Annotated in this window: 24 protein-coding genes; 18 read left to right on the top strand and 6 right to left on the bottom strand. The window is 58.6% G+C overall.

The window, feature by feature from the left end; all coding sequences use genetic code 11:
* Window positions 1–22: 22 nt before the first annotated feature.
* From WFM45_RS10915 to WFM45_RS10905, 3 genes are all read right to left on the bottom strand, one after another.
* On the bottom strand, window positions 23–412 hold the full coding sequence (locus WFM45_RS10915; RefSeq protein ID WP_004934914.1) for a DUF3592 domain-containing protein: 390 nt from the start codon (window positions 410–412) through the stop codon (window positions 23–25).
* 10 nt (window positions 413–422) lie between these two features.
* The gene (locus tag WFM45_RS10910; RefSeq protein WP_103085416.1) at window positions 423–2,762 is read right to left on the bottom strand and encodes a type VI secretion system Vgr family protein; all 2,340 of its coding nucleotides are present in this window, start codon (window positions 2,760–2,762) and stop codon (window positions 423–425) included.
* A 512-nt stretch (window positions 2,763–3,274) separates the two neighbouring features.
* Window positions 3,275–4,207, bottom strand: coding sequence for a LysR family transcriptional regulator (locus WFM45_RS10905; RefSeq protein WP_103085415.1), 933 nt, complete (start codon window positions 4,205–4,207; stop codon window positions 3,275–3,277).
* 97 nt (window positions 4,208–4,304) lie between these two features.
* On the opposite strand from WFM45_RS10905, the gene pcp reads away from it, so the two are divergent.
* Entirely contained in the window at window positions 4,305–4,952 is a 648-nt protein-coding gene (gene pcp / locus WFM45_RS10900) for a pyroglutamyl-peptidase I (RefSeq protein WP_004934904.1), read from the top strand.
* Between the two features lie 34 nt (window positions 4,953–4,986).
* Here the strand turns inward: pcp and WFM45_RS10895 are convergent, their stop codons facing one another.
* From WFM45_RS10895 to ydgT, 3 genes are all read right to left on the bottom strand, one after another.
* Window positions 4,987–6,018 carry an NADP-dependent oxidoreductase gene (locus WFM45_RS10895; protein ID WP_015378268.1) on the bottom strand — a complete coding sequence of 344 codons (1,032 nt, stop codon included), beginning with the start codon at window positions 6,016–6,018 and terminating at the stop codon, window positions 4,987–4,989.
* 84 nt (window positions 6,019–6,102) lie between these two features.
* Window positions 6,103–6,522 carry a universal stress protein UspC gene (gene uspC, locus WFM45_RS10890; protein ID WP_016927278.1) on the bottom strand — a complete coding sequence of 140 codons (420 nt, stop codon included), beginning with the start codon at window positions 6,520–6,522 and terminating at the stop codon, window positions 6,103–6,105.
* A gap of 197 nt (window positions 6,523–6,719) precedes the next feature.
* On the bottom strand, window positions 6,720–6,935 hold the full coding sequence (gene ydgT, locus WFM45_RS10885; protein ID WP_004934895.1) for a transcription modulator YdgT: 216 nt from the start codon (window positions 6,933–6,935) through the stop codon (window positions 6,720–6,722).
* Between the two features lie 1,344 nt (window positions 6,936–8,279).
* Between ydgT and flhD the strand changes: the two genes are divergently transcribed.
* The 17 genes from flhD to WFM45_RS10800 all read left to right on the top strand — a co-directional run bounded on the left by flhD (window position 8,280) and on the right by WFM45_RS10800 (window position 25,021).
* Window positions 8,280–8,630 carry a flagellar transcriptional regulator FlhD gene (gene flhD, locus WFM45_RS10880; protein WP_004934891.1) on the top strand — a complete coding sequence of 117 codons (351 nt, stop codon included), beginning with the start codon at window positions 8,280–8,282 and terminating at the stop codon, window positions 8,628–8,630.
* Window positions 8,630–9,214: a flagellar transcriptional regulator FlhC gene (gene flhC / locus WFM45_RS10875; RefSeq protein ID WP_016927281.1), complete on the top strand. Its 585-nt coding sequence runs from the start codon at window positions 8,630–8,632 to the stop codon at window positions 9,212–9,214. The genes flhD and flhC overlap by 1 nt, the downstream gene beginning before the upstream one ends.
* Before the next feature lie 145 nt (window positions 9,215–9,359).
* On the top strand, window positions 9,360–10,250 hold the full coding sequence (gene motA / locus WFM45_RS10870; RefSeq protein WP_015378266.1) for a flagellar motor stator protein MotA: 891 nt from the start codon (window positions 9,360–9,362) through the stop codon (window positions 10,248–10,250).
* Window positions 10,247–11,311: a flagellar motor protein MotB gene (motB, locus tag WFM45_RS10865; protein WP_033632737.1), complete on the top strand. Its 1,065-nt coding sequence runs from the start codon at window positions 10,247–10,249 to the stop codon at window positions 11,309–11,311. Before motA ends, motB begins: the two co-directional genes overlap by 4 nt.
* A complete protein-coding gene (cheA, locus tag WFM45_RS10860; protein ID WP_044031008.1) occupies window positions 11,308–13,311 on the top strand; it encodes a chemotaxis protein CheA in 2,004 nt (667 codons plus the stop codon). The genes motB and cheA overlap by 4 nt, the downstream gene beginning before the upstream one ends.
* A gap of 32 nt (window positions 13,312–13,343) precedes the next feature.
* Window positions 13,344–13,844: a chemotaxis protein CheW gene (gene cheW / locus WFM45_RS10855; protein ID WP_004934876.1), complete on the top strand. Its 501-nt coding sequence runs from the start codon at window positions 13,344–13,346 to the stop codon at window positions 13,842–13,844.
* Between the two features lie 194 nt (window positions 13,845–14,038).
* On the top strand, window positions 14,039–15,709 hold the full coding sequence (gene tsr, locus WFM45_RS10850) for a methyl-accepting chemotaxis protein (RefSeq protein WP_033632739.1): 1,671 nt from the start codon (window positions 14,039–14,041) through the stop codon (window positions 15,707–15,709).
* 76 nt (window positions 15,710–15,785) lie between these two features.
* Complete coding sequence (locus WFM45_RS10845; protein WP_004934871.1) at window positions 15,786–17,411, top strand: methyl-accepting chemotaxis protein; 1,626 nt, start codon at window positions 15,786–15,788, stop codon at window positions 17,409–17,411.
* Between the two features lie 28 nt (window positions 17,412–17,439).
* The gene (cheR, locus tag WFM45_RS10840; protein ID WP_025159837.1) at window positions 17,440–18,312 is read left to right on the top strand and encodes a protein-glutamate O-methyltransferase CheR; all 873 of its coding nucleotides are present in this window, start codon (window positions 17,440–17,442) and stop codon (window positions 18,310–18,312) included.
* Window positions 18,312–19,361, top strand: coding sequence for a protein-glutamate methylesterase/protein-glutamine glutaminase (locus tag WFM45_RS10835; protein WP_049277000.1), 1,050 nt, complete (start codon window positions 18,312–18,314; stop codon window positions 19,359–19,361). Before cheR ends, WFM45_RS10835 begins: the two co-directional genes overlap by 1 nt.
* 102 nt (window positions 19,362–19,463) lie before the next feature.
* Window positions 19,464–19,853, top strand: a complete 390-nt coding sequence (gene cheY / locus WFM45_RS10830) for a chemotaxis response regulator CheY (protein ID WP_004934862.1) — start codon at window positions 19,464–19,466, stop codon at window positions 19,851–19,853.
* Window positions 19,854–19,863: 10 nt separating this feature from the next.
* Window positions 19,864–20,508: a protein phosphatase CheZ gene (gene cheZ, locus WFM45_RS10825; RefSeq protein WP_004934858.1), complete on the top strand. Its 645-nt coding sequence runs from the start codon at window positions 19,864–19,866 to the stop codon at window positions 20,506–20,508.
* A 125-nt stretch (window positions 20,509–20,633) separates the two neighbouring features.
* Window positions 20,634–20,867 (top strand): type II toxin-antitoxin system VapB family antitoxin, encoded by a 234-nt coding sequence (gene vapB / locus WFM45_RS10820; RefSeq protein ID WP_004934853.1) that lies wholly within the window; start codon window positions 20,634–20,636, stop codon window positions 20,865–20,867.
* The gene (gene vapC / locus WFM45_RS10815) at window positions 20,867–21,265 is read left to right on the top strand and encodes a type II toxin-antitoxin system tRNA(fMet)-specific endonuclease VapC (protein WP_019452963.1); all 399 of its coding nucleotides are present in this window, start codon (window positions 20,867–20,869) and stop codon (window positions 21,263–21,265) included. The genes vapB and vapC overlap by 1 nt, the downstream gene beginning before the upstream one ends.
* Before the next feature lie 129 nt (window positions 21,266–21,394).
* Window positions 21,395–22,546, top strand: coding sequence for a flagellar biosynthesis protein FlhB (flhB, locus tag WFM45_RS10810; protein ID WP_021504091.1), 1,152 nt, complete (start codon window positions 21,395–21,397; stop codon window positions 22,544–22,546).
* On the top strand, window positions 22,539–24,617 hold the full coding sequence (gene flhA / locus WFM45_RS10805; protein WP_103085412.1) for a flagellar biosynthesis protein FlhA: 2,079 nt from the start codon (window positions 22,539–22,541) through the stop codon (window positions 24,615–24,617). The genes flhB and flhA overlap by 8 nt, the downstream gene beginning before the upstream one ends.
* Window positions 24,617–25,021, top strand: coding sequence for a flagellar protein FlhE (locus WFM45_RS10800; RefSeq protein ID WP_060559818.1), 405 nt, complete (start codon window positions 24,617–24,619; stop codon window positions 25,019–25,021). The genes flhA and WFM45_RS10800 overlap by 1 nt, the downstream gene beginning before the upstream one ends.

The raw sequence follows: 25,021 nt of genomic DNA, 5'->3' as shown, positions 1-25,021 counted from the left end.
TGATTGAAGGGATGCTTTTCGCTCAAAGCCGGGAAAGCTCTTCGATCACCGCTTTTTTGGGATTCTTCGGATCGTACTTTATCGCGATGAAATGGCCCGGCTGATAACGCGGCAGATCCACGACGCTGATCGGGCCTTTCGCCACGGCCGTATGGTTTTTCCCGTCTTGGGCGATGTACTTGACTTCGACTTCGCAGACCGGCCGATTCCCGTCCCACAGGTTGGTCTGGCGAATGCTGACGATTTGCCCTGAGGCGGAAATACCGTTCTCCATCACGCTGAGGGAAGAACCGATATGTTTGAAATAACCCCAGATATCGACCGTGATGAATTTGAAAAAGCCCACCAGGCTGAGAATGGGAGCCAATAAAATCAAACCGATAACGGTGAAAACATTTTTGGCCTTCGACATGGGAGTCCCTTTACAAGAAGATCGCCAGCGCCTTGGTGCTCAATCGTAAGGCACCGTTGGTCACCAGCGCGCCAAGCTGCGTGAACGTCATGGGATCATTACTGAGCTTGAAATTGGTTTTGCTGATCGACAGCGGGTTGTGCGAGATATCCAGCATCGTGTGTTTCAGGCTGGCTCCTGTCAACGCAAGATTTGAACCGTAAAAGGCGAAGTTGGCCCCGGTCGCCACCCATTTCAAGCCGTGGCAGTTATCTTTCCAGCTCGGTGTCTGCACCGATACGCCGTCCGCGCTGGTGATATTGATCGTTTTCGCCTTGATGGTCAGCGTGCCGGTGATCGTGGTGCTCTGATCGTTTTTGTAGGTCTCGGTGACATCCCCGGTTACGGTGGCGGTTTGGCCGCCGCCTTTAATCGTCAATTCCTGCCCGCCGGCGGTGATGGTGGTGTGCTGCCCGCCGGAGGTGATGTTGACCGTCTGCCCTTGCTTGATGGTGCTGGTTTGTTGCCCCTCGGTAATGTCGAGGGTCTGGTTGCCTTTCACCGTGACATGCTGGGTTTGCGTAATGTTTTGCGTCTGCGCGCCGTCGAGCTTGAAGGACTGATTGCCGGTGATGTCGATTTTATCGCCACCGTCGATAATCGTCAGGTCGCGGCCGCCTTTGATGTTCACCGTCTGGTGAGCGTTCAGGTTGGCGGTTTCCAGCCCATTGACCGTTGTGGTGCGTTTCGCTTTGTACAGGAACGTGGCGTCGCCGGTGACGGTGTCGTCCTGCTGGCGACCGATGGTGGTGGTGCGACTGCCGTCAATATTGACGTTCTTGTCGTTCTCCACCGTCATGTTCATGTTGCGTTCGGCGTGCATGTCGAAAGATTCGTTGCCGGGCGAGTCTTCCAGGAACAGGAAGCTGGCGTTGTCGACGCCGCCGCCTTTGCTGCGGCTCATAAAGCCCATTTTGGTGGCGTCGCCGGGCAGATCCCACGGTGGCATGCTGTCTTCGTTGTAAACGCGGCCGGTGATGATGGGGCGATCCGGATCGCCGTTGATAAAGTCGACCACCACTTCCTCACCGACGCGCGGGATCTGGATCCCGCCGTATTTCCAGCCGGCCCAGGCGCTGGAGACGCGCACCCAGCAGGAGCTGGTTTCGTTGCCGCTGCCGTGGCGATCCCAACGGAATTTGAGTTTCACCCGGCCATATTTATCGGTCCAGATGCTTTCGCCTTCCGGGCCCACCACTTCGGCAGTTTGCGGGCCATGGGTTTTCGGCCAGGGCGTGGTGCGCGCCGGGCGCCAATTGATATCCGCCGGAACGACCTGAAATTCGGTTCGCTGTTCGCCGACGTCGTTATCGTTGCTGGTGTAGCTGTTCTCCTGCATGAAGTAATGTGCGCTGACCACCAGGTAGGTGCGGTTGTCTTCCATACGCGGCGCCTGGGTCAGTTGAAAACGATAGCCGGGCGCAATGCCCTGCGAATTGCCTTCGCCGCTCATCTGCTCATGCTGCGCTTCGAACTCCTGTTGGCGAACCTTGACGTAAAACTGGCCATGGGCGTGATCGGTATAACGGCCGGGCCAGTCGAACACCTCGGCTTTGTCCTGCGCGAATGAGGCGGGATTTTGCCGGGCCTCCAGCAACCGAGCGCGCGGCTTGCGAAAATCGTAGTCATCCAGGCTATACAGGCTGGGCGTGATGGCGTCAGAAACGCTCCAGCTGTTGATGCTGTCTTTGTTTTCCACCAGGCCGCCTTCCGCGAGCTGATAGGGAATGCTGGCGTAGCCGGCGAGTTCCTGATGGGCCGCCGGCGCGTCAGCCAGCACCAGCGTATGGCCGTCTTGCTGGTGCGTGAAATAATAATAGATGCCTTCGTGTTCCATCAGGCGGCTGATGAAATCGAAATCGCTCTCCTGGTACTGCACGCAGTACCCCCAGATGCGGTAGTCGTAACTCAGGCGGTTATCGATCTTCACCTGATACTGCCCCAGCACCTGAGTCAGGATGTCGGGAACGGTCTGTTCCTGGTAGATGCGAAAATCGCGGTTTTGCGTCAGATACCACAGCGTGGGGCGCAGCACGGCGCGGTAGATATAGTAACGGTTGCCGCCGGCTTCTCGTCCGGAGAGGGTCATGCGCGTGATATTGCCGTTGAGATAACGCGGCGCCAACGGATTGCCCCGCAGTTCCAGCGTAATTTTTTGTCCCAGCAGCGCTTTCAGATCGAGCCGATTGTCGGGGCTGAGCAGCTCGACGTCGAATTCGAACAGGCCGGCCAGTTTTTCCTCACCGGAAAGGCTTCTGAACAACAGCTGATGGGCGGGCAAAGGCGTGTGCGCAATGATAAGACGATCCATACTATTCCCCGGTTTAGGCATAGCTACCGCACGAGAATTGACGCGCGATCCCGATGGCGTATCTGTCACGAATGGAGACAGGAATTGACGAAAGATTTAACAAAGTTTACACAAAGGCACGATTTGTGCAGTCTACAATAGAGCACTGCATTTGCAAAATAGCCTTGTGGATCAATGCTCAATTCGTTAACTCGCTCACGATCTTGTTTTTTATTATTTAAAACATATAGATGCGCATAGATCATTTTTTATCTCAAATTATTGGGGAATTGGTAATACCAAAAAGTAAATTTGTAACACATAAGCCAACGTGCTTATAAAACAACTCTTTTTTTGCGTAAAAAAAGTCACTGACTGTTTTTTATCCTTACCATTTGCCAGTTAAAGATGATCAAATATATAAATTTGGCGAATGTTAATTCGGATGATTCCTATTTGGTGGGCGTTCCAGGGCCCACCGACGGGCCTGGGAACATGCGTTTGAACGGTTGAAAATGCAGCGAATGTCGCCGTTAGCGTGGAGAGAAGGCGAAGGAGAGTTGCCCGATAAGCTCGCAGAGCCAGATTAAAGCCGGGTCGCGTTGCGCCTGCCGGCCGGCGATCAGCTCAATGGGGAAAGGCGCGATGGCCAGCTCGTCAGGCAGCGGGAGAATGCGTACGCGTTGCGGATCGGAAAAATGCCGGGCCGCGCTGGCGGCCAGCGTGGCGATCAGATCGCTGTCGGCGACCACCGCCGGCAGAGCGGCAATGTGTGAAAAGGTCACGGCAACGCGCCGTTGGCCGCCGATTTCCGCCAGACGCCGGTCGACCAACCCTCTGGCAGAGCCGTCGTCTGCCGGTGCGTACAGCCCATGCGGCAGGCTGAGGTAGCGCGCCAGATCCCAGCGGCCATCCGCCAGCTGTGGGTGTGAACGGCTGGCGATACACACCAGATGCTCTTCAAACAACGTGCGCACATAGTGGCTTTCCGCCCCGGAAAGATGCCCTCCCAGTGCGATATCCACCTCCCCGCTATCCAACTGACGGTAAATATTGTGGCGATCCAGGCGTGAAACGCGAATATCGATGCCGGGTGCGGTCTGACGCAATCGACTGATGATGGCGGGCAGCAGCAAGATATCGGCATAGTCGCCGGCCGCCAGCGTAAAACGCCGCTGCCCGGCGGTGGCCGGGTCGAAACGGGCTGGGGGCGCCAACGCCAGATGGATCTGTTCAAGCACCCGCTGTATTTGCGGCATCAACTGGTGGGCGCGCGGCGTGGGGGCCATGCCGCCGCCGCTGCGAACAAACAGCGGATCGTTCAGAAGAATGCGCAGCCGCGCCAATGCATTGCTGACGGAAGGTTGCGCGCGATTAAGACGCCGGCCTGCGGCGGTGACGTTGCGCGTCTGATACAACGCCTCAAACACCACCAGCAAGTTGAGATCGACGCTGGATAAATTCATTTTATGAATACTCTATATACAGATAATCCATTTCCAGAATCATACTGCGTTCTTTAGGCTGGAAGTACACGAATTTAGCCTTCAATCAGGGGAAATGATGAACAAAGTTTTGATCACCGGCATTGAGCCGTTCGAGGGGGATGCGGTGAATCCCTCCTGGCAAATTGCGCAGGCGTTGGCCGGTGAACATATTGCCGGCGCGGAGATTGTGGTGCTCGAGCTACCTTGCGTATTGGGCGTAGCCAATCAGCGGTTGATCGCGGCGATTGAGGCATTGCAGCCGCTGGCGGTGATTTGTCTGGGGCTGGCCGGCGGCCGGGCCGAGATATCCCTGGAACGGGTGGCCATCAATCTGATCGATGCCCGCATTCCCGACAATGCCGGTAAACAGCCGATTGACGTGCCGGTGGTTGCCGGCGGGCCGGTGGGCTATTTCAGTACGCTGCCCGTCAAGGCCGCGGTGCAGCAACTGCGCCGGCAGGGGATCCCCGCGGCGGTCTCTTATACGGCAGGCACCTACAACTGCAACCACATTTTTTATGGTCTGCGTCACTATCTGGAGACGCAGCATTCGCGGGCCAGGGGCGGGTTCGTGCATATTCCGTACAGCCATGAACTGGCGGCAGCGCACCCGGGCAAGCCGAGCATGGCACTGGCGACGATGGTGGAAGCGGTGCGCACTGTCGTTCAGGTGACGCTGACGGTAGAGGAAGATGTGCGATTCGGCGACGGCGCCGTACATTAAAAGCAGGGCGCGGCGTACCACGCCCTGCTACGGGTTATTCGTCGGCGACGCGGATCACCAGTTTGCCGAAGTTTTTGCCTTGCAGCAGGCCGATAAACGCCTGCGGCGCCTGCTCCAGCCCGTCGACGATGTCTTCGCGGAACTTGATTTTCCCCTGTTCGACCCAACTGCTCATTTGTTGCAAGAACTCGTCAAAGCGTGAGCCGTAGTCGTCGAAGATGATAAAGCCCTGCATACGGATGCGTTTGCGCAGGATCAGCCCCTCCAGCAGCGGCAAGCGGTCCGGCCCCGCAGGTAACCCGGTGGCATTGTAATGGGCGATGATGCCGCATACCGGAATACGCGCTTTGGTGTTCAACAGCGGCAGTACGGCGTCGAACACCGCCCCGCCGACATTCTCGTAATAGATGTCGATACCCTGTGGGCAGGCGGCGGCCAACCGTTCGGCAAAGTCTGGGGCGCGGTGATCGATACAGGCGTCGAAACCCAACTCTTCCACCACATAGCGGCATTTTTCCGCACCGCCGGCGACGCCGACGACGCGGCAACCTTTCAGTTTGCCGATTTGGCCGACCACCGAACCAACCGCACCGCTGGCGGCGGCCACCACCAGCGTTTCACCCGCCTGTGGTTGGCCGATGTCGAGCAGCCCCATGTAAGCGGTAAAACCGGGCATGCCGAGCACGCCCAGCAGGCGGGAAGGGTGCGGCAAATGCGGGCCGAGGTTGCGCAGGCCGCTGCCGTCGGACAGCGCATATTCCTGCCAGCCGTCATACCCCAATACCCAATCGCCGACGTTGAAATCGGGATGCTGTGAGGCCGCCACGCGCGATACCGTACCGCCCACCATCACCTGACCGATCTCCACCGGCGGCGCATAGGAGGGGGCATCGCTCATGCGTCCGCGCATATAAGGATCCAACGACAGATATACGGTGCGCAGCAGCAGTTGGCCGGCGCCGGGTTGCGGTGCGGGGACGGTATCGAGACGGAAGTTCGCCGCTGTCGGTTCGCCGTTCGGACGCGAGGCCAGCAGGAAGCGGCGGTTCTGTTGAGAAGGGGACATCGAAAGCTCCTTTGTGGTGCGGCAAACAAGGTCCGTTAAGCCTAGTGCAGGAGCGCTGAGGCGACGTGACCGAATGTGCTTAGCTCAGAGCGGAACGATCAACACGTCGATATGACTGATATTGATAAAGCGGGCGGCGGAACAGGAGACTTTGTTCATCATGCTGTCTCGGTGATTGCCGCAGAGCAGCAGGTCAAACGGCTGACGGCGGCTGGCGAATGCCAGGCTGTCACCCAGCTCGCCATGCACGATCAGCGTATCGGCGATAGGGTAGCCGGCGCGTTGGCGCAGTTCCTCCATAAACAGCCGGGTTTCCTCTTCCATCAGCGAGCGCAAATCGCCCAGCATCGGCCCGGCGAAATTATTGTACATTTCCGGATTGGCGAGGGTGCTCAACAGGGTGATGCTGCCGCCGTAGGGGCGAACGATGGAGACGGCCTTTTCCACCAGGCGGTGGCTGTCAGGGGCAACGGCGACGGTAACCAGAACGTTTTGATACCCCATATCCGACTCCTTGTTGTATCCATCGTGTTTCAGGCTGCTGCATCGGCGGCCTTGGTGGAAGTACTGCGTCGGATAAAGGGTAGAACCTGGCGGGGGGAATAAATGTGTTTCATATCACGCGCGGCAATAAAAGCTGAATGTGCCCCGGTTATATAGCAATAAAAGATAAAACCGTTGCCGCACGTAATTTCACTAAATTAAAGCACCTGTGCCCACAGCGTTTTCGGCACCTTGCCCAGATCGAACAATTTACCGGCAACCAGCTCGGCGCGACGGTGGTCGGCGGCACGGTACATATTGCTCATTTCCGTATCGTTTTCAATGGAGTAGTTCAGTTTGTCGTACACCTTCTCCAGGCTGTCCAAAGAGGAGCATTTACGAAATGTCAGCAGATATTCGAGCGTATCGGTCATGATTAAAATATAGCCTGTTAATAGTTAAAGCCGGGTGAATAACACATAGCGACTCACGGCGACGCCGTCGAGGCAGCGATGTACGACCTGACAAAAATCATTTCAATTAGATAAATTGCACTGGGTAATGATGTCGCGCCGCCCGTAGCGGCGCTTTGGTAAATCATAATATGCCAGTGCGCCGTCAGCAATCTCAGCCTGCTGATTAATGGAGAAATAGGGAAAGTCTCAGGGCGGTTGACGGCCGACGCGTCGTCGTTCGTGCTGTGGGCAAGCGCACGGTGCCATGCCGGGCCTCTTTTGGGTGATTTTTTCACCCGGCCGTGGCGCCGTCGCGGCATTGGACGATGTTTGTCGCCGCTGCTTGCGTTGAAAAGCCGTTTTTTTCGATGAAAAAATATGAACAGTAAAATAAAACTGCGTTTTATTTTATGACAATGAAGTAATGAAAGCCAAAGCCATGTAAATAATCTCTGGGGGGAGGGGGAATTATCTCGGCGTCAGAAAAAGAAATAAAAAGCATTAAAGTTTTATGAATTGCTGCCGATATAACGTTTTGGGGGAATTTAACTCAAAAAAAGCACTCTTGCATCGTGCTAATACGGAAACATATCGTTACGTCTGTTGGCTTGTTCACTACGCCTGCGAATCATTGATAAGCCATAATCACCTGATGTTGAAAATTAGAACAGCCTCAGGCTGAAGGCTTAAGTCAAATCCGATAGCTAATAACCTCATAGTTTACATTGGTTATTTTTCGGCTTGGATATTTTTTAGCAACTCAAATGGTTATTTATACTGAGTTTGTTGCCTATATGCAGATTTTTGTTCTGTTATTTTGGTTTGGTGATGCTTTTGTTCGAATTGATCTAAAAAAGATATTTTTTTGGCGGATAAACATTGTTTTTAAGACGTTTTTTTACCTATGGCTGTTTTGTGAGCAAAATGACGGTCAATAAGTGAGCGTATTTGGGCGTATTTGGCTTAATTATTTTTTATTTTTGTGATCTATGTCACATTGTATTTAAAATTGCCTCTCACTTACATTGTGTGTGCTAATGGTTCGGGGGTAGAGTTGCGCTGCTTTAGGAATAATCTTATTAAATTTGTAAAAATAGTTTCATGGTGACTAAACACTATCGAAGCAGAATGCTGTACATCCATACACGTTGGTTTACGCTCGTAGCAAATACTGAACAGTGGTCGAATTTAGCGATTGTCGAAAATTATAGCAGTCGTTTTTGAGAGATTAATTTGCCAACTTTGGGAAACAACCCAAGTCACGGGCGATAAAATTTATCACCCAGCGTATGTTTTTAAACATAGTCTGTCGGGATGGGGAATATGGGTACGTCTGAATTACTTAAGCATATTTATGACATCAATCTGTCATATTTACTTTTAGCACAGCGTTTGATCAACGATGAAAAAGCGTCCGCAATGTTTCGCCTGGGTATTGATGAAACCATGGCCGATGCGCTGGCGCAGCTGACTTTGCCGCAAATGGTTAAACTGGCCGAGACCAACCAGCTGGTTTGCCACTTCCGCTTTAACGAAAGCCAGACCATCGAACGCCTGACCAAAGAGTCGCGCGTCGACGATCTGCAACAAATCCATACCGGCATTTTGCTATCAAGCCATTTACTGCAAGAGCTATCGAGTAAAGACGCTAGCCCGACGAAGAAAAGAGCCTGATGATGGTTGAGAAAAGTATCGTTCAAGAAGCCAAGGACATTCAGCTCGCCATGGAGCTGATTTCGCTGGGAGCCCGATTGCAGATGCTGGAGAGTGAAACCCAGCTCAGCCGCGGGCGCTTGATTAAACTTTACAAGGAGTTACGCGGCAGCCCGCCGCCAAAAGGAATGTTACCGTTCTCAACCGACTGGTTTATGACCTGGGAACAAAATATTCACTCGTCGATGTTTTACAACGCTTACCTGTTTTTGATGAAAAGCGGGCAGTGCAGCGGCGTGGAGGCGGTGATCAAAGCCTATCGCCTCTATCTCGAGCAGTGTCCGCAGCAGGCCGGCGAGGCGCCGTTGCTGGCGCTGACCCGCGCCTGGACGCTGGTGCGCTTCGTCGATAGCGGCATGTTGCAGCTTTCCGCCTGCAGCTGCTGCGGCGGCGCATTTATCACCCACGCGCACCAGCCGCTGAATGGTTTCATCTGCAGTTTATGCCAACCCCCATCCCGCGCCGTAAAAAGACGTAAACTTTCGCCGCAACTGGCCGATATTATTCCTCAACTGCTGGACGAGCAGGTCAAACGCGCCATCTGAGCCGCCACGTTGCCGGCTCTCGGCAATGAATACCGACGTGTGATACGCAGGGGCGGCATGCCGCCCCCAGACATGCAGCCTGGTCTGTCGCGCCAGGGCGCGTTTGCCCCACCTTCCATCCACATTGTTAATTTAAGGAATGCGTGTGCTAGTTATTTTGGGTTATCTCGTGGTATTGGGTGCGGTGTTTGGCGGCTACCTGATCGTGGGCGGTCATCTCGGGGCGTTGTATCAGCCGGCGGAATTTCTGATTATCGGCGGGGCGGGCGTCGGCGCCTTCATCGTCGGCAACAACGGCAAAGCGATCAAAGCCACGCTGCGCGCGCTGCCGCGGCTGATGCGCCGTTCCAAATACAACAAAGATCTGTATATGGATCTGATGGCGTTGCTGTTCCGTCTGCTGGCCAAATCGCGCCAGCAGGGCATGCTGTCGCTCGAGTTCGATATCGATAATCCGCAAGAAAGTGAAATTTTCTCTAATTATCCGCGCATCCTTGCCGATAACACTCTGGTGGAGTTCATTACCGACTATTTACGGCTGATGGTGAGCGGCAATATGAATGCGTTCGAGATCGAAGCGCTGATGGACGAAGAGATCGAAACCTACGAGCAGGAAAGCGAAGTGCCCGCCGGCAGTCTGGCGATGGTGGGCGACTCCTTGCCGGCGTTCGGCATCGTCGCGGCGGTGATGGGGGTGGTGCACGCCCTGGCTTCGGCTGACCGTCCGGCCGCTGAACTGGGCGCGCTGATCGCGAACGCCATGGTCGGTACTTTCCTCGGCATTTTGTTGGCCTACGGCTTCATCTCGCCGCTGGCGACGTTGCTGCGCCAGAAGAGCGCCGAAAACGTCAAGATGATGCAGTGCATCAAGGTCACGCTGTTGTCGAGCCTGAACGGTTACGCGCCGCAGATCGCAGTCGAGTTTGGCCGCAAAACGCTGTATACCACCGAACGTCCTTCTTTCGTTGAGCTGGAAGAACACGTGCGCCGCGTGAAAGCGCCGGCGCAGCAGGCGACGGAAGAAGAAGAAGCATGAAACAGAATCATCCGGTCGTTCTGGTCAGAAAGCGCAAGTCGCATCATGCCGCCCATCACGGCGGCTCCTGGAAGATCGCTTATGCCGACTTTATGACGGCGATGATGGCGTTCTTCCTGGTGATGTGGCTGCTGGCGATCGCCAGCCCGCAGGAGCTGACGCAAATCGCCGAATATTTCCGTACGCCGCTCAAGGTTGCCCTGACCAGCGGCGACAAGAGCAGTTCCGAAAGCAGCCCCATTCCTGGCGGCGGCGACGATCCTACGCAGCAGCACGGCCTGGTGAAAAAACAGGTCGATTCGCCGGACTCGCGCGCCGAAGAGCTGCGCCTGAACAAGCTGCGCGAAAAGCTGGATGAGTTGATTGAGTCCGATCCGCGCCTGAAGGCGCTGCGCCCGCATCTGCTGATCAACATGATGGACGAGGGGTTGCGCATTCAGATTATCGATAGCCAGAACCGGCCGATGTTCAAAACCGGCAGCGCGCAGGTCGAGAGCTACATGCGCGATATTCTGCGGGCGATAGCGCCGATCCTCAACGACCTGCCGAACAAAATCAGCCTGTCCGGCCACACCGATGACATCCCTTACGCCACCGGCGAGCGCGGCTACAGCAACTGGGAACTGTCGGCCGATCGCGCCAACGCCTCCCGGCGCGAGCTGATCGCCGGCGGCCTGGCGGAAGGCAAGGTGCTGCGGGTGGTGGGCATGGCGGCCACCATGAGCCTGAAACAGCATGGCGCCGATGACGCGATTAACCGTCGCATCACCGTGCTGGTGCTGAACAAGCAAACGCAAGAGGGCATCGAGCACGAAAATGCCGAAAGCAACGCGATGGATATCGCCCAGCCGGACAGCCTGAAGCAGCTGGCGCCGTCGGCGACCGCACCGGCCAGCCAAACGCCGGAACCCTCGGCGACGGCCCCGGAACCGGTGGCGCCAACGCCAGGCGCTCCACCGCAGGCATCCCCGGCGATAGCACCGGCCGATCAGGCGCCGGAACCACCGGCGTCCGCACCCGCACCGACTAACCGCGACTCACAGCCAGAGGTGACCCCGTGAGCATGGACATTAGCGATTTTTATCAGACCTTCTTTGATGAGGCAGACGAGTTGCTGGCCGACATGGAGCAACACCTGCTGGAGCTGGATCCGCTGGCCCCCGATATCGAGCCGTTGAACGCCATCTTCCGCGCGGCGCATTCGATCAAGGGCGGCGCGGCGACCTTTGGTTTTTCGGTGCTGCAGGAAACCACCCACCTGCTGGAGAACCTGCTGGACGGTGCAAGACGCCAGGAAATGAGCCTGAGCACCGAGATTATCAACCTGTTTCTGGAAACCAAAGACATTATGCAGGAGCAACTGGACGCCTATAAAACCTCGCAACAGCCTGACGCTGAAAGCTTTGAATACATTTGTCAGGCGCTGCGCCAGCTGGCGTTGGAAGCGCAACAGCAGCAAGAGGCGCCTGCGGCTCAACCGGCCGTTCAACAGCCTGTCGTTAAGCCATCGGCCGCGCCGGCGGCGATCGAGGGCGGCATGCGCATCAGCCTGAACGGGCTGAAAGCCAGTGAAATCCCCTTGATGTTGGAAGAGCTGGGCAACCTAGGCGAGGTTAAAGATCCACATCAGACGGAACACAGTCTGGACGTGACGTTGCTCACCTCCGCCAGTGAAGACGACATCAGCGCCGTGTTGTGCTTTGTGCTGGAACCGGAACAAATCAGCTTCTCGACGCCGACCCAGAGCGAACCGGCCATCGCAGAAGCGAGCTTACCGGAAGTGGCCGCCTTACCGGAGCCTGCGCCGGTCGCGAACGCCGCGCCGCCTGCCGCGAAACCGGCCGAAGCGCCAAAAGCGCGCGCCAAGGCGAGCGAATCCACCAGCATCCGCGTGGCGGTGGAAAAAGTGGATCAGCTGATTAACCTGGTGGGCGAGCTGGTGATCACCCAATCGATGCTGGCGCAACGCTCCGGCACGCTGGATCCGGTGAACCACGGCGATCTGCTGAACAGCATGAGCCAGCTGGAGCGTAACGCGCGCGATCTGCAGGAATCGGTGATGTCGATCCGCATGATGCCGATGGAATACGTCTTCAGCCGCTATCCGCGGCTGGTGCGCGATCTGGCCGGCAAGCTGAATAAACAGGTGGAGCTGACGCTGCAGGGCAGCTCGACCGAACTGGACAAGAGCCTGATCGAACGCATTATCGATCCGTTGACGCACCTGGTGCGCAACAGCCTCGATCACGGTATCGAAGAGCCGGCCACCCGTATCGCCGCCGGCAAGTCGGCGGTGGGCAATCTGGTGCTGTCGGCCGAACACCAGGGCGGCAACATTTGTATTGAAGTCATCGACGACGGCGCCGGGCTGAACCGCGAAAAAATTCTCGCCAAGGCGGCTTCGCAAGGGCTGGCGGTCAGCGACAGCATGAGCGACGAAGAGGTCGGCATGCTGATCTTTGCGCCGGGCTTCTCCACCGCCGAGCAGGTGACCGACGTTTCCGGCCGCGGCGTCGGCATGGACGTGGTGAAACGGAATATTCAGGAGATGGGGGGCCACGTCGAGATCCGTTCGCAGGCTGGTAAAGGCACCACCATCCGCATCCTATTGCCGCTGACGCTGGCGATCCTCGACGGCATGTCGGTCAAGGTAAACGACGAAGTCTTTATCCTGCCGCTGAACGCGGTGATGGAATCGCTGCAGCCGCAGGCGGAAGATCTGCATCCGCTGGCCGGCGGCGAACGCGTGCTGCAGGTGCGCGGCGAATACCTGCCGCTGGTGGAGCTGTATCGGGTATTCGAAGTGGATGGCGCCAAAACCGACGCCACGCAGGGCATCGTGGTGATCCTGCAAAGCGCCGGCCGCCGCTATGCGTTGCTGGTAGATCAGCTGATTGGCCAGCATCAGGTGGTGGTGAAGAATCTGGAAAGCAACTACCGCAAAGTGCCGGGCATCTCCGCCGCGACCATTCTGGGCGACGGTAGCGTGGCCTTGATCGTCGATGTCTCGGCGTTGCAAACCTTGAACCGTGAAAAGCGTCTGACGGACGCCGCCGCATAATAATGAGTTTATTGATTTAAAAGGTGAATGATATGGCAGGATTGGCAGCCGTCAGCAAATTGGCTGGCGAAACGGTAGGGCAAGAGTTTCTGATTTTTACCCTGGGCAACGAGGAGTACGGCATCGACATCCTCAAGGTGCAGGAAATTCGCGGCTACGATCAGGTGACCCGCATCGCCAACACCCCGGCGTTCATCAAGGGCGTCACCAACCTGCGCGGCGTGATTGTTCCGATCATCGATCTGCGGGTGAAATTTTCGCAGCAGAGTGTTTCCTACGATGAAAACACTGTGGTGATCGTGTTGAATTTTGGTCAGCGCGTGGTGGGCATCGTGGTTGACGGCGTCTCCGACGTGCTGTCGCTCACCGCCGATCAGATCCGTCCGGCGCCGGAGTTCGCGGTGACTCTGGCGACCGAATATCTCACCGGCCTCGGTTCGCTGGGCGAGCGCATGCTGATCCTGGTGGATATCGAAAAGCTGCTGAGCAGCGAAGAGATGTCGCTGGTCGACAGCGTGGCGAAAAGCGTCTGATTTCAGACTCAAGGGGCGGGGCGCCGCCCCCTTTAACCTTCACTTTCCCTGATCTGTCGCGATGGCCTCAGCCGCGCCCGGAACCCCCACTAAAAATAGTTACTTTCCCGCATAAAGTTTTGCCGCACGGCGCCGATAACTCTCACATTCAACGTCATCAGAGCCTGTCTGCGCGGGCTTCAACAAGGGAAATCATGTTAAATCGTATGAAGGTGGTCACCAGCCTGTTGCTGGTGTTGGTGCTGTTTGGCGCCTTGCAGTTGATTTCGGGCGGACTCTTTTTCTCCTCGCTGAAAAGCGATAAGGAAAACTTTACCGTTCTGCAAACGATCCGCCAGCAGCAGCTGCAGCTGAGTGAAAGCCGCGTTGACCTGCTGCAGGCGCGTAACTCCCTGAACCGCGCCGGTATTCGCTACATGATGGATACCAACAAGATCGGCAGCGGCGCCACCATTGATGAACTGCTGGCCAAAGCGAAGGAAGAGCTGGGTGAAGCGGAAAGACACTACGCCGCGTACGAGAAAATTCCTCAGGACCCGCGCCAGGATCCTCAGTCGGCGGAACGCCTCAAGCAACAGTACGATGTGCTGTACGGTGCGCTCTCCGAGCTGATCCAACTGCTGGGCGAAGGCAAAATCAACGCTTTCTTCGATCAGCCTACGCAGAGTTACCAGGACAACTTTGAGCAGAGCTACAACGGTTATCTGGAGCAAAACGGCAAGCTGTACCAAATCGCGGTCGACGGCAGCAACAGCTCCTACAACTCGGCCATTTGGACGCTGATCGTGGTGCTGGTAGTGGTGCTGGCGGTGATCGTACTGGTCTGGACCGGTATCCATCACATCCTGGTGCGCCCGCTGAACCGCATGATCGACCACATCAAACAGATCGCCGCCGGCGACCTGACTCAGCAGATCGTCGTCAACAGCCGCAACGAAATGGGCGTGCTGGCGGCCAGCCTGAAACACATGCAAAGCGAACTGATCGAGACCGTCAGCGGCGTGCGCCAGGGTGCGGACGCCATCTACAGCGGCGCGTCTGAAATCGCCGCGGGCAACAACGATCTCTCCTCCCGCACCGAGCAGCAGGCCGCGTCGCTGGAAGAGACCGCCGCCAGCATGGAGCAATTGACCGCGACGGTGAAACAGAACGCCGAAAACGCCCGTCAGGCTTCACAGCTGGCGCTGAGCGCCTCCGAAACCGCGCAGAAAGGCGGCAAGGTGGTGGCCAACGTGGTGCAGACCATGCACGACATCGCCGGCAGTTCGCAGAAGATCGCCGATATTACCGGCGTGATCGACGGTATCGCCTTCCAGACCAACATCCTGGCGTTGAACGCCGCAGTGGAAGCGGCGCGCGCCGGCGAACAGGGCCGCGGCTTCGCGGTGGTGGCCGGTGAAGTGCGCAACCTGGCGCAGCGCAGCGCGCAGGCGGCGAAAGAGATCAAAGGCCTGATCGAAGACTCGGTCAGCCGCGTCGATATGGGCTCCGTGCTGGTGGAAAGCGCCGGGGAAACCATGGGCGACATCGTCAACGCCGTCACCCGCGTGACCGACATCATGGGCGAAATCGCCTCGGCTTCCGACGAGCAGAGCCGCGGTATCGATCAGGTTGGCCAGGCGGTAGCGGAAATGGACCGCGTGACCCAGCAGAACGCCTCGTTGGTGGAAGAATCCGCCTCGGCGGCGGCGGCGCTGGAAGAACAGGCCAGCATGCTGACCCAGTCGGTAGCGGTATTCCGCCTGAGGTCGGAAGGCCAGGAAGAGTTTAAAGCGCCTGTCACCAGCAAGGCGACGGTAACACCGGTAATCAATCATAAGAAAATGAACGCCAGCGATCTGCAGGATAACTGGGAAACGTTCTGACCGGTATCGGGCCTCTCTCGCAGAGGCCCTTTTCCCTACGTAGGCCGGTCGCCGGCCGGCTGCAAGGAGGTTCACAGTGTTTAACCGAATCCGTATCTCTACCAGCTTGTTCCTGTTGTTGATGACCTTCTGCGTTCTGCAGTTGGCCAGCAGCGGCCTGTCGTATTCCGCGTTTCGCTCCGATAACCACAACCTCGACATCATCACCCTCGGCAGCCAGCAGCGCGATTCGCTCAGCCTGAGCTGGGTGTCGCTGTTGCAGGCCCGCAATACGCTGAACCGCGCCGGCACCCGCGCGGCGTTGAAACTGCCGCAGGAGCAGGTGAACGAATTGATGAGCAGCGCCCGCAGTTCGCTGCAGAAGGCCGATCTCTATTTCAATCAGTTCATGGCGGTTGAACGCAGCAGTGAACAGCAGAACCAGCAGACGGCCACCACCAAGGCCAGCTACGAGCGGCTGCGCGGCGCGCTGCGTGAGCTGATCGGTTTCCTGGAAAAGGGCGAGCTGCAGGCGTTTATGGATCAGCCGACGCAGAAAACCCAGGACCTGTTTGAGGCTGACTTCGTGCAGTACCTGCAGTTGGTCAACGGTGACATTAGCGAGGCTCGAGACGCCAACCAATTCTCCTTCACGCTGGCGGGCCTGATGCTGGCGGGGGCGGTCTTGATGCTGATCGTGGTGACCGGCAGCGCCATGTGGTGGTTGCGCACCATGTTGGTACAGCCGCTGAACCAAATCCGCAGCCACTTTGAACGCATCGCCGCCGGCGATTTGGCGACGCCGATTCAGGTGTATGGCCGCAATGAAATCAGCATGTTGTTCGCCAGCCTGCAACGCACGCAGCAGTCACTGATCGGTACCGTCGGCGCGGTGCGCGACGGTGCGGAGTCGATTCTGATCGGCCTGCAGGAGATCGCCGAAGGCAATAACGATCTCTCTTCCCGTACCGAGCAGCAGGCCGCTTCGCTGGAAGAAACCGCCGCCAGCATGGAACAGCTGACCGCGACGGTGAAACAGAACGCCGACAATGCGCGGCAGGCCTCTCAGCTGGCGCGCGACGCTTCGGCCACCGCGGCCAAGGGCGGCGAACTGGCCGGGGACGTGGTCACCACCATGCACGATATCGCCAACAGCTCGCAGAAAATCGGCGCCATCACCAGCGTGATCGACGGCATCGCCTTCCAGACCAACATTCTGGCGCTCAATGCGGCGGTGGAAGCGGCGCGCGCCGGTGAACAGGGGCGCGGTTTCGCCGTGGTCGCCGGCGAAGTGCGCAACCTGGCGAGCCGCAGCGCGCAGGCGGCGAAAGAGATCAAGGTGCTGATCGACGAATCGGTCAGCCGCGTCAAACACGGCTCGGTGCTGGTGGAAAATTCCGGCGCCACCATGCAGGACATCGTGCGTTCGGTGACGCGCGTCACCGACATCATGGGCGAGATCGCGTCGGCTTCGGATGAACAGAGCCGCGGCATCGAGCAGGTGACGCAGGCGGTGACCCAGATGGATCAGGTTACCCAGCAGAACGCCGCGCTGGTGGAAGAGTCCGCTTCTGCCGCCACCGCGCTGGAAGAGCAGGCCATTACCCTGGCCGACGCGGTCGCGGTATTCCGTCTGGCGGACGATAACTTCGTCGCGCCAGGTAACAGCAACAACGCAGTTTCACCCGTGGTAAAGGAAGCCCAAGATTGTCAAACCGCATAAGCAGCACGTTTTACTCCGGTGAGGCGGCATGAAACAGGCGCCGTCAACTTCTAACCGGGATACTGCGTCGATGTTGACGCAAATGGTGCAGCGCCTGCCGCTGTCGGACGTGCATTTTCGCCGTATCAGCCAGTTGATTTATCAACGCGCCGGCATCGTGCTGGCGGAGCATAAGCGCGAGATGGTTTACAACCGCCTGGTGCGCCGGTTGCGGCTGTTGGGATTGCACGATTTCGGCGATTACCTGGCGCTGCTGGAAAGCGATCCGAACAGCGCGGAATGGCAGGCGTTCATCAACGCATTGACCACTAACCTGACGGCATTTTTCCGCGAGGCGCATCACTTCCCGATCCTGGCGGAGCATGCGCGCTCGCGGCCGAACGGCTACAGCGTCTGGAGCACCGCGGCCTCGACCGGCGAAGAGCCGTATTCGATCGCCATCACGCTGAGCGATGCCCTGGGGCAGCGGGCCGGCAGTTGCCAGGTCTGGGCCAGCGACATCGATACGCAGGTGCTGGAAAAAGCGGAGGCGGGCGTTTACCGCCAGGAAGATCTGCGCACCCTGACGCCGACCCAAATGCAGCGCTATTTTCTGCGCGGCACCGGTCCGCATCAGGGGCTGGTGCGCGTGCGGCCGGAGTTGGCGGCGCGAGTGAACTTTCAGCCGCTGAATCTGCTGGCGCCGGAGTGGGCGCTGCCGGGGCAATTCGACGCCATTTTTTGCCGCAACGTCATGATCTATTTCGATAAGGCGACGCAGGAGCGCATCCTGCGCCGCTTCGTTCCCTTGCTTAAGCCGGGGGGGCTGATGTTCGCCGGCCACTCCGAGAATTTCAGCCAGATCAGCCGGGATTTCTACTTGCGTGGGCAGACCGTGTATGGGCTGACCAAGGAGAGGTAATGAGTAAAATCAGAGTGTTATGCGTAGACGATTCGGCACTGATGCGCCAGCTGATGACGGAAATCGTGAACGGCCATGCCGACATGGAAATGGTGGCGACCGCGCCGGATCCGCTGGTGGCGCGCGATCTGATCAAAAAATTTAATCCTCAGGTGCTGACGCTGGACGTCGAGATGCCGCGCATGGACGGGCTGGATTTCCTCGAGAAGCTGATGCGCCTGCGGCCGATGCCGGTGGTGATGGTCTCTTCGTTGACCGGCAAAGGCTCGGAAATCACGCTGCGCGCGCTGGAACTGGGCGCGGTGGATTTCGTCACCAAACCGCAACTCGGCATTCGCGAGGGCATGTTGGCCTACAGCGAGCTGATTGCCGAGAAGATCCGCACCGCGGCCAGAGCGCGCCTGCCTCAGCGCTCCAGCAGCTCGGCGCCGGCGATCCTCAGCCATGCGCCGCTGCTGAGCAGTGAAAAACTGATCGCCATCGGCGCCTCCACCGGCGGCACCGAAGCGATCCGCCAGGTGCTGCAGCCGCTGCCGGCCACCAGTCCGGCGCTGTTGATCACCCAGCACATGCCGCCGGGTTTCACCCGTTCGTTCGCCGAACGGCTGAACAAGCTTTGCCAGATCACGGTGAAAGAAGCGGAGGACGGCGAGCGCGTGCTGCCGGGCCACGCTTACATCGCCCCGGGGGACCGCCATCTGGAGCTGACGCGCAGCGGCGCCAACTATCAGGTGAAGCTGCATGACGGCCCGGCGGTCAACCGCCATCGCCCATCGGTCGATGTGCTGTTCCGCTCGGTGGCGCAATACGCCGGCCGCAATGCGGTGGGGGTGATCCTCACCGGCATGGGCAACGACGGGGCGGCGGGGATGCTGGAGATGCACCGCGCCGGGGCTTATACCCTGGCGCAGAACGAGGCGAGCTGCGTGGTGTTCGGCATGCCGCGCGAGGCGATCGCCAGCGGCGGCGTCAGCGAAGTGGTCGAGCTGGACAGAATGAGCCAGCGAATGCTGGCGCAGATCGCCGGCGGCCAGGCATTGCGCATTTGATTTCAGTCCGCAGGGTCTTCCCGGCGGCGATATGACCCAGGTTCGCCGTGCGGCGGCCTGCGGTGTTGCATCATTAAACGGTTAACTATTTCAGGAGTAACAATGGCAGACAAGAACCTCAGATTTCTGGTTGTGGACGACTTCTCCACCATGCGTCGCATCGTCAGAAATTTGCTCAAAGAGCTGGGCTTCAACAACGTCGAAGAAGCTGAAGACGGTGCGGATGCGCTGAACAAGCTGCGCGCCGGCGGTTTCGACTTCGTGGTGTCCGACTGGAACATGCCGAACATGGACGGGCTTGAGCTGTTGCAAACCATCCGCGCCGACAGCGCGCTGGCCGCGATGCCGGTACTGATGGTGACCGCGGAAGCCAAGAAAGAAAATATCATCGCGGCGGCGCAGGCCGGCGCCAGCGGTTATGTAGTGAAACCATTTACGGCGGCGACGCTGGAAGAAAAGCTCAACAAGATTTTTGAAAAATTGGGCATGTAAGGAGAGGGCGATGAGAGACATTCCAATGCCTGCCAGCGATGCAGCGACCGCGGGAGAGATCATCTCCCGCATCGGCCAACTGACCCGAATGCTGCGCGACAGCATGCGCGAACTGGGGCTCGATCAGGCGATCGCCCAGGCGGCAGAGGCGATCCCGGATGCGCGCGACCGTCTTGACTATGTCGTAACCATGACGGCGCAGGCGGCGGAACGGGCGTTGAACTGCGTGGAGGCGGCGCAACCGCGCCAGGCGGAGCTGGAATCCGGCGCCAACGCGTTGAAAGGGCGCTGGGACGAGTGGTTCGCCAATCCCATCGAACTGGACGACGCGCGTTCTCTGGTCAACGACACGCGCCAGTATCTGGATCAGGTGCCGGGCCATACGGCCTTCACCAACGCCCAGTTGCTGGAGATCATGATGGCGCAGGACTTCCAGGATCTGACCGGTCAGGTGATCAAGCGCATGATGGACGTGGTGCAGGAGATCGAAAAGCAGCTGCTGATGGTGCTGATGGAAAACATGCCGGAGCAGCCGGTGAAGGAAAAACGGCCGAACGACAGCCTGCTGAACGGCCCGCAGCTTGACCAGAACGGCGTCGGCGTGATCGCCAATCAGGCGCAGGTCGACGATCTGCTCGACAGCCTCGGTTTCTGAGGACTTTCGGGGCGCGCGACGGCGCGCCCCGAAAGTTGCGCAGCGTCGCGCAAAGATTTGAGTATATAGCGTTGCTATATACACTGTGGCGATTATAATTTGTACTCCAGTTAAAGGAGGTCGCCATGACGTTAGGTTCTGTCTTTACCAATAATCGGACGCAGGCCGTGCGTTTGCCTGCAGAGGTGCGTTTCCCCGATACCGTTTCTAAAGTGACCGTCCGCGTAGTGGGCAAAGAGCGCATTCTTGCGCCGGTGGAGAATACCTGGGACAGTTTCTTCTGCGCGGAAAATGAGGTGAGCGATGACTTCCTCAATGAACGTGCCGGGCAACACCAGCGCGAGCGGGAAGAACTTTGATGTTCAGCCATATGCTGGACACCAACATTGTTATCTATGTCATCAAGCGCCGGCCGCTGGAAGTGCTGGAGGCGTTCAATCGCTATGCGGGCAAAATGGTCATTTCGTCGGTCACCTATGGCGAATTGGTTCACGGAGTGGAGAAAAGCTCGCGTCCGGCGGTTAACGCCAGAGTGGTTGAGGATTTTGTCTCCCGATTGGACATTCTCGATTACGGCGCCAAAGCGGCTTCGCACTACGGCAACATTCGGGCTGCGCTGGAACGTCAGGGAACGCCTATTGGCGTAAACGATCTGCATATCGCCGGGCATGCGCGCAGCGAAGGATTGATTCTGGTGACCAATAACCGACGCGAATTTGAGCGCGTTGATGGCTTACGGCTGGAAAATTGGCTGTAACGTCTCCCCCTTGATTGCCTCATCCCCTAAATAACCCGCCTTTTTCCCCGTTGTTCCGCCAATGACATCGCCAATTTTTTGGCATGCTGACCGCCATTCTTTACCCTCCCGACACAGGAACGGCGTTTCGTGGCTGAAGACAGCGATCTGGAAAAAAGCGAGGCCCCCACGCCCCACAGGCTGGAGAAGGCGCGTGAAGACGGCCAGATCCCGCGCTCGCGCGAGCTGACCTCGGTACTGATGCTGCTCTCGGGCCTGGCGATTATCCTGATGTCCGGCAGCAACATGGCGCAACAGCTGGCGGCGATGCTCACGCAAGGTCTGAACTTCGATCACGGCATGGTCAGCAACGATAAACAGATGCTGCGCCAATTGGGCATGTTGCTGCGCCAGGCGGTGCTGGCGCTGCTGCCGATCATGGCGGGGCTGGTGCTGGTGGCGCTCGCCGCGCCGATGTTGCTGGGGGGCATTTTGTTCAGCGGCAAGTCGATCAAGTTCGATTTGAAGCGGCTGAACCCGCTATCCGGGTTGAAGCGCATCTTTTCTACCCAGGTGCTGGCCGAGCTGCTGAAAGGGATCCTGAAAGCGACGCTGGTCGGTTGGGTGACCGGCCTCTATTTGTGGCACAACTGGGCGGCGATGCTGCATCTGATGACCCAGCAGCCGCTCGATGCGCTGGGCAACGCGCTGCAGATGATCCTGTTCTGCGGTTTTCTGGTGGTGCTGGGGCTGACGCCGATGGTGGCATTCGACGTGTTTTATCAGCTGTGGAGTCACTTCAAGAAGCTGAAGATGACCAAGCAGGATATTCGCGACGAGTTCAAAGACCAGGAAGGGGACCCGCACGTCAAGGGACGCATTCGTCAGCAGCAGCGGGCGATCGCCCGGCGCCGCATGATGGCCGACGTGCCCAAGGCGGACGTGATCGTCACCAACCCGACGCACTACGCCGTCGCGTTGCAGTACAACGACAAAAAAATGAGTGCGCCGAAAGTGCTGGCCAAAGGGGCTGGCGAAATCGCCTTGCGCATTCGCGAACTTGGCGCGGAACACCGCATCCCGATGCTGGAGGCGCCGCCGCTGGCGCGCGCGCTGTATCGGCACAGCGAGATCGGCCAGCATATTCCGGCCACCCTGTATGCCGCGGTCGCCGAGGTGCTGGCCTGGGTGTACCAACTGCGCCGCTGGCGGCGTGAGGGCGGCCTGATCCCGAAAAAACCTGAACGTTTACCGGTGCCGGAAGCACTGGATTTTGCAAAAGAGAGTGACTCTGATGGCTAATTTGGCCTCCCTGCTTCGTTTGCCGGGCAATTTTAAAGATACGCAGTGGCAGGTGCTGGCCGGCCCGGTGCTGATCCTGCTGATCCTGTCGATGATGGTGTTGCCGTTGCCGGCGTTTATCCTCGACCTGCTGTTTACCTTCAACATCGCGCTGTCGATCATGGTGCTGCTGGTGGCGATGTTCACCCAGCGCACGCTCGAATTCGCCGCCTTCCCGACCATCCTGCTGTTCTCCACATTGCTGCGTTTGTCGCTCAACGTCGCGTCGACGCGCATCATCTTGCTGGAAGGGCACACCGGCTCCGCCGCCGCCGGCCGCGTGGTGGAAGCCTTCGGCCACTTCCTGGTGGGGGGCAACTTCGCCATCGGCATCGTGGTGTTCATCATCCTGGTGCTGATTAACTTCATGGTGATCACCAAAGGGGCGGGGCGTATCGCCGAAGTGGGCGCGCGCTTCGTGCTGGACGGCATGCCGGGTAAACAGATGGCGATCGACGCCGATCTGAACGCCGGCCTGATCGGTGAAGACGAAGCGAAGAAACGCCGCGCCGAAGTGACCCAGGAGGCCGACTTTTACGGCTCAATGGACGGCGCCAGTAAATTCGTGCGCGGCGACGCCATCGCCGGCCTGATGATCATGGTGCTGAACGTAGTCGGCGGCCTGTTGGTCGGCGTGGTGCAACATGGCATGGAGCTGGGGGCGGCGGCGGAAAGCTATACGCTGCTGACCATCGGTGACGGCCTGGTGGCGCAGATCCCGGCGTTGGTGATCTCCACTGCCGCCGGCGTCATCGTCACCCGCGTCGCGACCGATCAGGACGTCGGCGAGCAGATGGTTGGCCAGCTGTTCAACAATCCGCGCGTGATGCTGCTGAGCGCCGGGGTGCTGGGGCTGTTGGGCCTGGTGCCGGGCATGCCGAACCTGGTGTTCCTGCTGTTTACCGCGGCTCTGCTGGGCCTGGCCTGGTGGCTGCGCGGCCGTGAACAACAGGCGCCGAAGACGGTAGAGGCGCCGGTGATGCCAGAGAATCCGCAGGCCGCCGAAGCCAGCTGGGCCGACGTGCAGTTGGAAGACCCGCTGGGGATGGAAGTAGGCTACCGGCTGATTCCGATGGTCGATTTTCAGCAGAACGGCGAACTGCTTGGGCGTATTCGCGGTATCCGCAAGAAATTCGCCCAGGACATGGGCTATCTGCCGCCGGTGGTGCACATTCGTGACAACCTGGAACTGCCGCCCGCCAGCTACCGCATCCTGATGAAAGGCGTCGAGATCGGCAGCGGTGAAGCGCAGCCGGGCCGCTGGCTGGCGATCAACCCCGGCAATGCCGTAGGCGAGCTGGCGGGTGATAAAACCGTCGATCCGGCCTTTGGGCTGGAAGCGGTGTGGATCGACAGCGCCTTGCGCGAACAGGCGCAGATCCAGGGCTTTACCGTGGTGGAAGCCAGCACCGTGGTGGCGACGCACCTCAATCACCTGATTGGCCAGTTCGCCAGCGAGTTGTTCGGCCGCCAGGAGACCCAACAGCTGTTGGATCGCGTGTCGCAGGAGATGCCGAAGCTGACCGAAGACTTCGTGCCGGGCGTGGTGTCGCTGACGACGCTGCACAAAGTGCTGCAAAATCTGCTGGCCGAGCGCGTGTCCATTCGCGATATGCGCACCATCGTCGAAACGCTGGCGGAACATGCCCCGGCGCAGAGCGATCCTTATGAATTGACCACCGTGGTGCGAGTGGCGCTGGGCAGGGCGATCACGCAGCAGTGGTTCCCGGGCAACGGCGAGATTCAGGTTATCGGCCTGGATACCCAGTTGGAGCGTCTGTTGCTGCAGGCGTTGCAGGGCGGCGGCGGTCTGGAGCCGGGGCTGGCTGACCGTCTGCTGGAGCAGGCGCGTCAGGCGCTGCAACGGCAAGAGATGCTCAGCGCGCCGCCGGTACTGTTGGTTAACCATGCGCTGCGTCCTTTACTGGCGCGCTTCCTGCGTCGCAGCCTGCCGCAGCTCGTGGTGCTGTCCAACCTGGAGATCAACGACGATCGCCAGATTCGCATGACCTCGACCATTGGAGCCGCCTGATGAAACGCTGTCTGTCCTTGTTGTGTTTGCTGGCGCCGCTAGCCGCCGGCGCGGTGTCCGGCTCCTGGGTGGCTGAAGGGGCGGGGGTCACGCTGGAACAGGGCGGGATGCGCGATGAATCCGCCGCTTTGCGGCCGCCGAACGCGCTGCCGGACGCCAGCGCGCGCATCACCAGCGTCAGCTGGCGCTACCGTTTGCTGGGGCCGGAGCCCGTGGGGCTGCAGGCCCAGCTTTGCACGGTAAACCGCTGCATTCCGCTCGGCGGCGGCAGCGGCAGCAGCATCGGTCTGCAGGGCGAGCCGGCCAATGCGGAATTGCGCTTTGTCTATTACGTGCAGTCGCAAGGCGGGCTGAATCCGCCGCTGCGGGTGATTGGCAATCAGGTGATCGTCAATTATCAGTAA

Origin of the sequence: Serratia sp. KG1D, assembly GCF_037150675.1 — a bacterium.
In the GTDB taxonomy this organism is placed as follows: Bacteria; Pseudomonadota; Gammaproteobacteria; order Enterobacterales; family Enterobacteriaceae; genus Serratia; species Serratia nematodiphila.
This window is presented reverse-complemented; position numbering and strand designations above follow the sequence as displayed.

Coding starts and splice junctions, on each gene's coding strand:
- WFM45_RS10915 (WP_004934914.1), bottom strand. CDS start 412: ATGTCGAAGGCCAAAAATGTTTTCACCGTTATCGGTTTGATTTTATTG.
- WFM45_RS10910 (WP_103085416.1), bottom strand. CDS start 2,762: ATGGATCGTCTTATCATTGCGCACACGCCTTTGCCCGCCCATCAGCTG.
- WFM45_RS10905 (WP_103085415.1), bottom strand. CDS start 4,207: ATGAATTTATCCAGCGTCGATCTCAACTTGCTGGTGGTGTTTGAGGCG.
- pcp (WP_004934904.1), top strand. CDS start 4,305: ATGAACAAAGTTTTGATCACCGGCATTGAGCCGTTCGAGGGGGATGCG.
- WFM45_RS10895 (WP_015378268.1), bottom strand. CDS start 6,018: ATGTCCCCTTCTCAACAGAACCGCCGCTTCCTGCTGGCCTCGCGTCCG.
- uspC (WP_016927278.1), bottom strand. CDS start 6,522: ATGGGGTATCAAAACGTTCTGGTTACCGTCGCCGTTGCCCCTGACAGC.
- ydgT (WP_004934895.1), bottom strand. CDS start 6,935: ATGACCGATACGCTCGAATATCTGCTGACATTTCGTAAATGCTCCTCT.
- flhD (WP_004934891.1), top strand. CDS start 8,280: ATGGGTACGTCTGAATTACTTAAGCATATTTATGACATCAATCTGTCA.
- flhC (WP_016927281.1), top strand. CDS start 8,630: ATGATGGTTGAGAAAAGTATCGTTCAAGAAGCCAAGGACATTCAGCTC.
- motB (WP_033632737.1), top strand. CDS start 10,247: ATGAAACAGAATCATCCGGTCGTTCTGGTCAGAAAGCGCAAGTCGCAT.
- cheW (WP_004934876.1), top strand. CDS start 13,344: ATGGCAGGATTGGCAGCCGTCAGCAAATTGGCTGGCGAAACGGTAGGG.
- tsr (WP_033632739.1), top strand. CDS start 14,039: ATGTTAAATCGTATGAAGGTGGTCACCAGCCTGTTGCTGGTGTTGGTG.
- cheR (WP_025159837.1), top strand. CDS start 17,440: ATGAAACAGGCGCCGTCAACTTCTAACCGGGATACTGCGTCGATGTTG.
- WFM45_RS10835 (WP_049277000.1), top strand. CDS start 18,312: ATGAGTAAAATCAGAGTGTTATGCGTAGACGATTCGGCACTGATGCGC.
- cheY (WP_004934862.1), top strand. CDS start 19,464: ATGGCAGACAAGAACCTCAGATTTCTGGTTGTGGACGACTTCTCCACC.
- cheZ (WP_004934858.1), top strand. CDS start 19,864: ATGAGAGACATTCCAATGCCTGCCAGCGATGCAGCGACCGCGGGAGAG.
- vapB (WP_004934853.1), top strand. CDS start 20,634: ATGACGTTAGGTTCTGTCTTTACCAATAATCGGACGCAGGCCGTGCGT.
- vapC (WP_019452963.1), top strand. CDS start 20,867: ATGTTCAGCCATATGCTGGACACCAACATTGTTATCTATGTCATCAAG.
- flhA (WP_103085412.1), top strand. CDS start 22,539: ATGGCTAATTTGGCCTCCCTGCTTCGTTTGCCGGGCAATTTTAAAGAT.
- WFM45_RS10800 (WP_060559818.1), top strand. CDS start 24,617: ATGAAACGCTGTCTGTCCTTGTTGTGTTTGCTGGCGCCGCTAGCCGCC.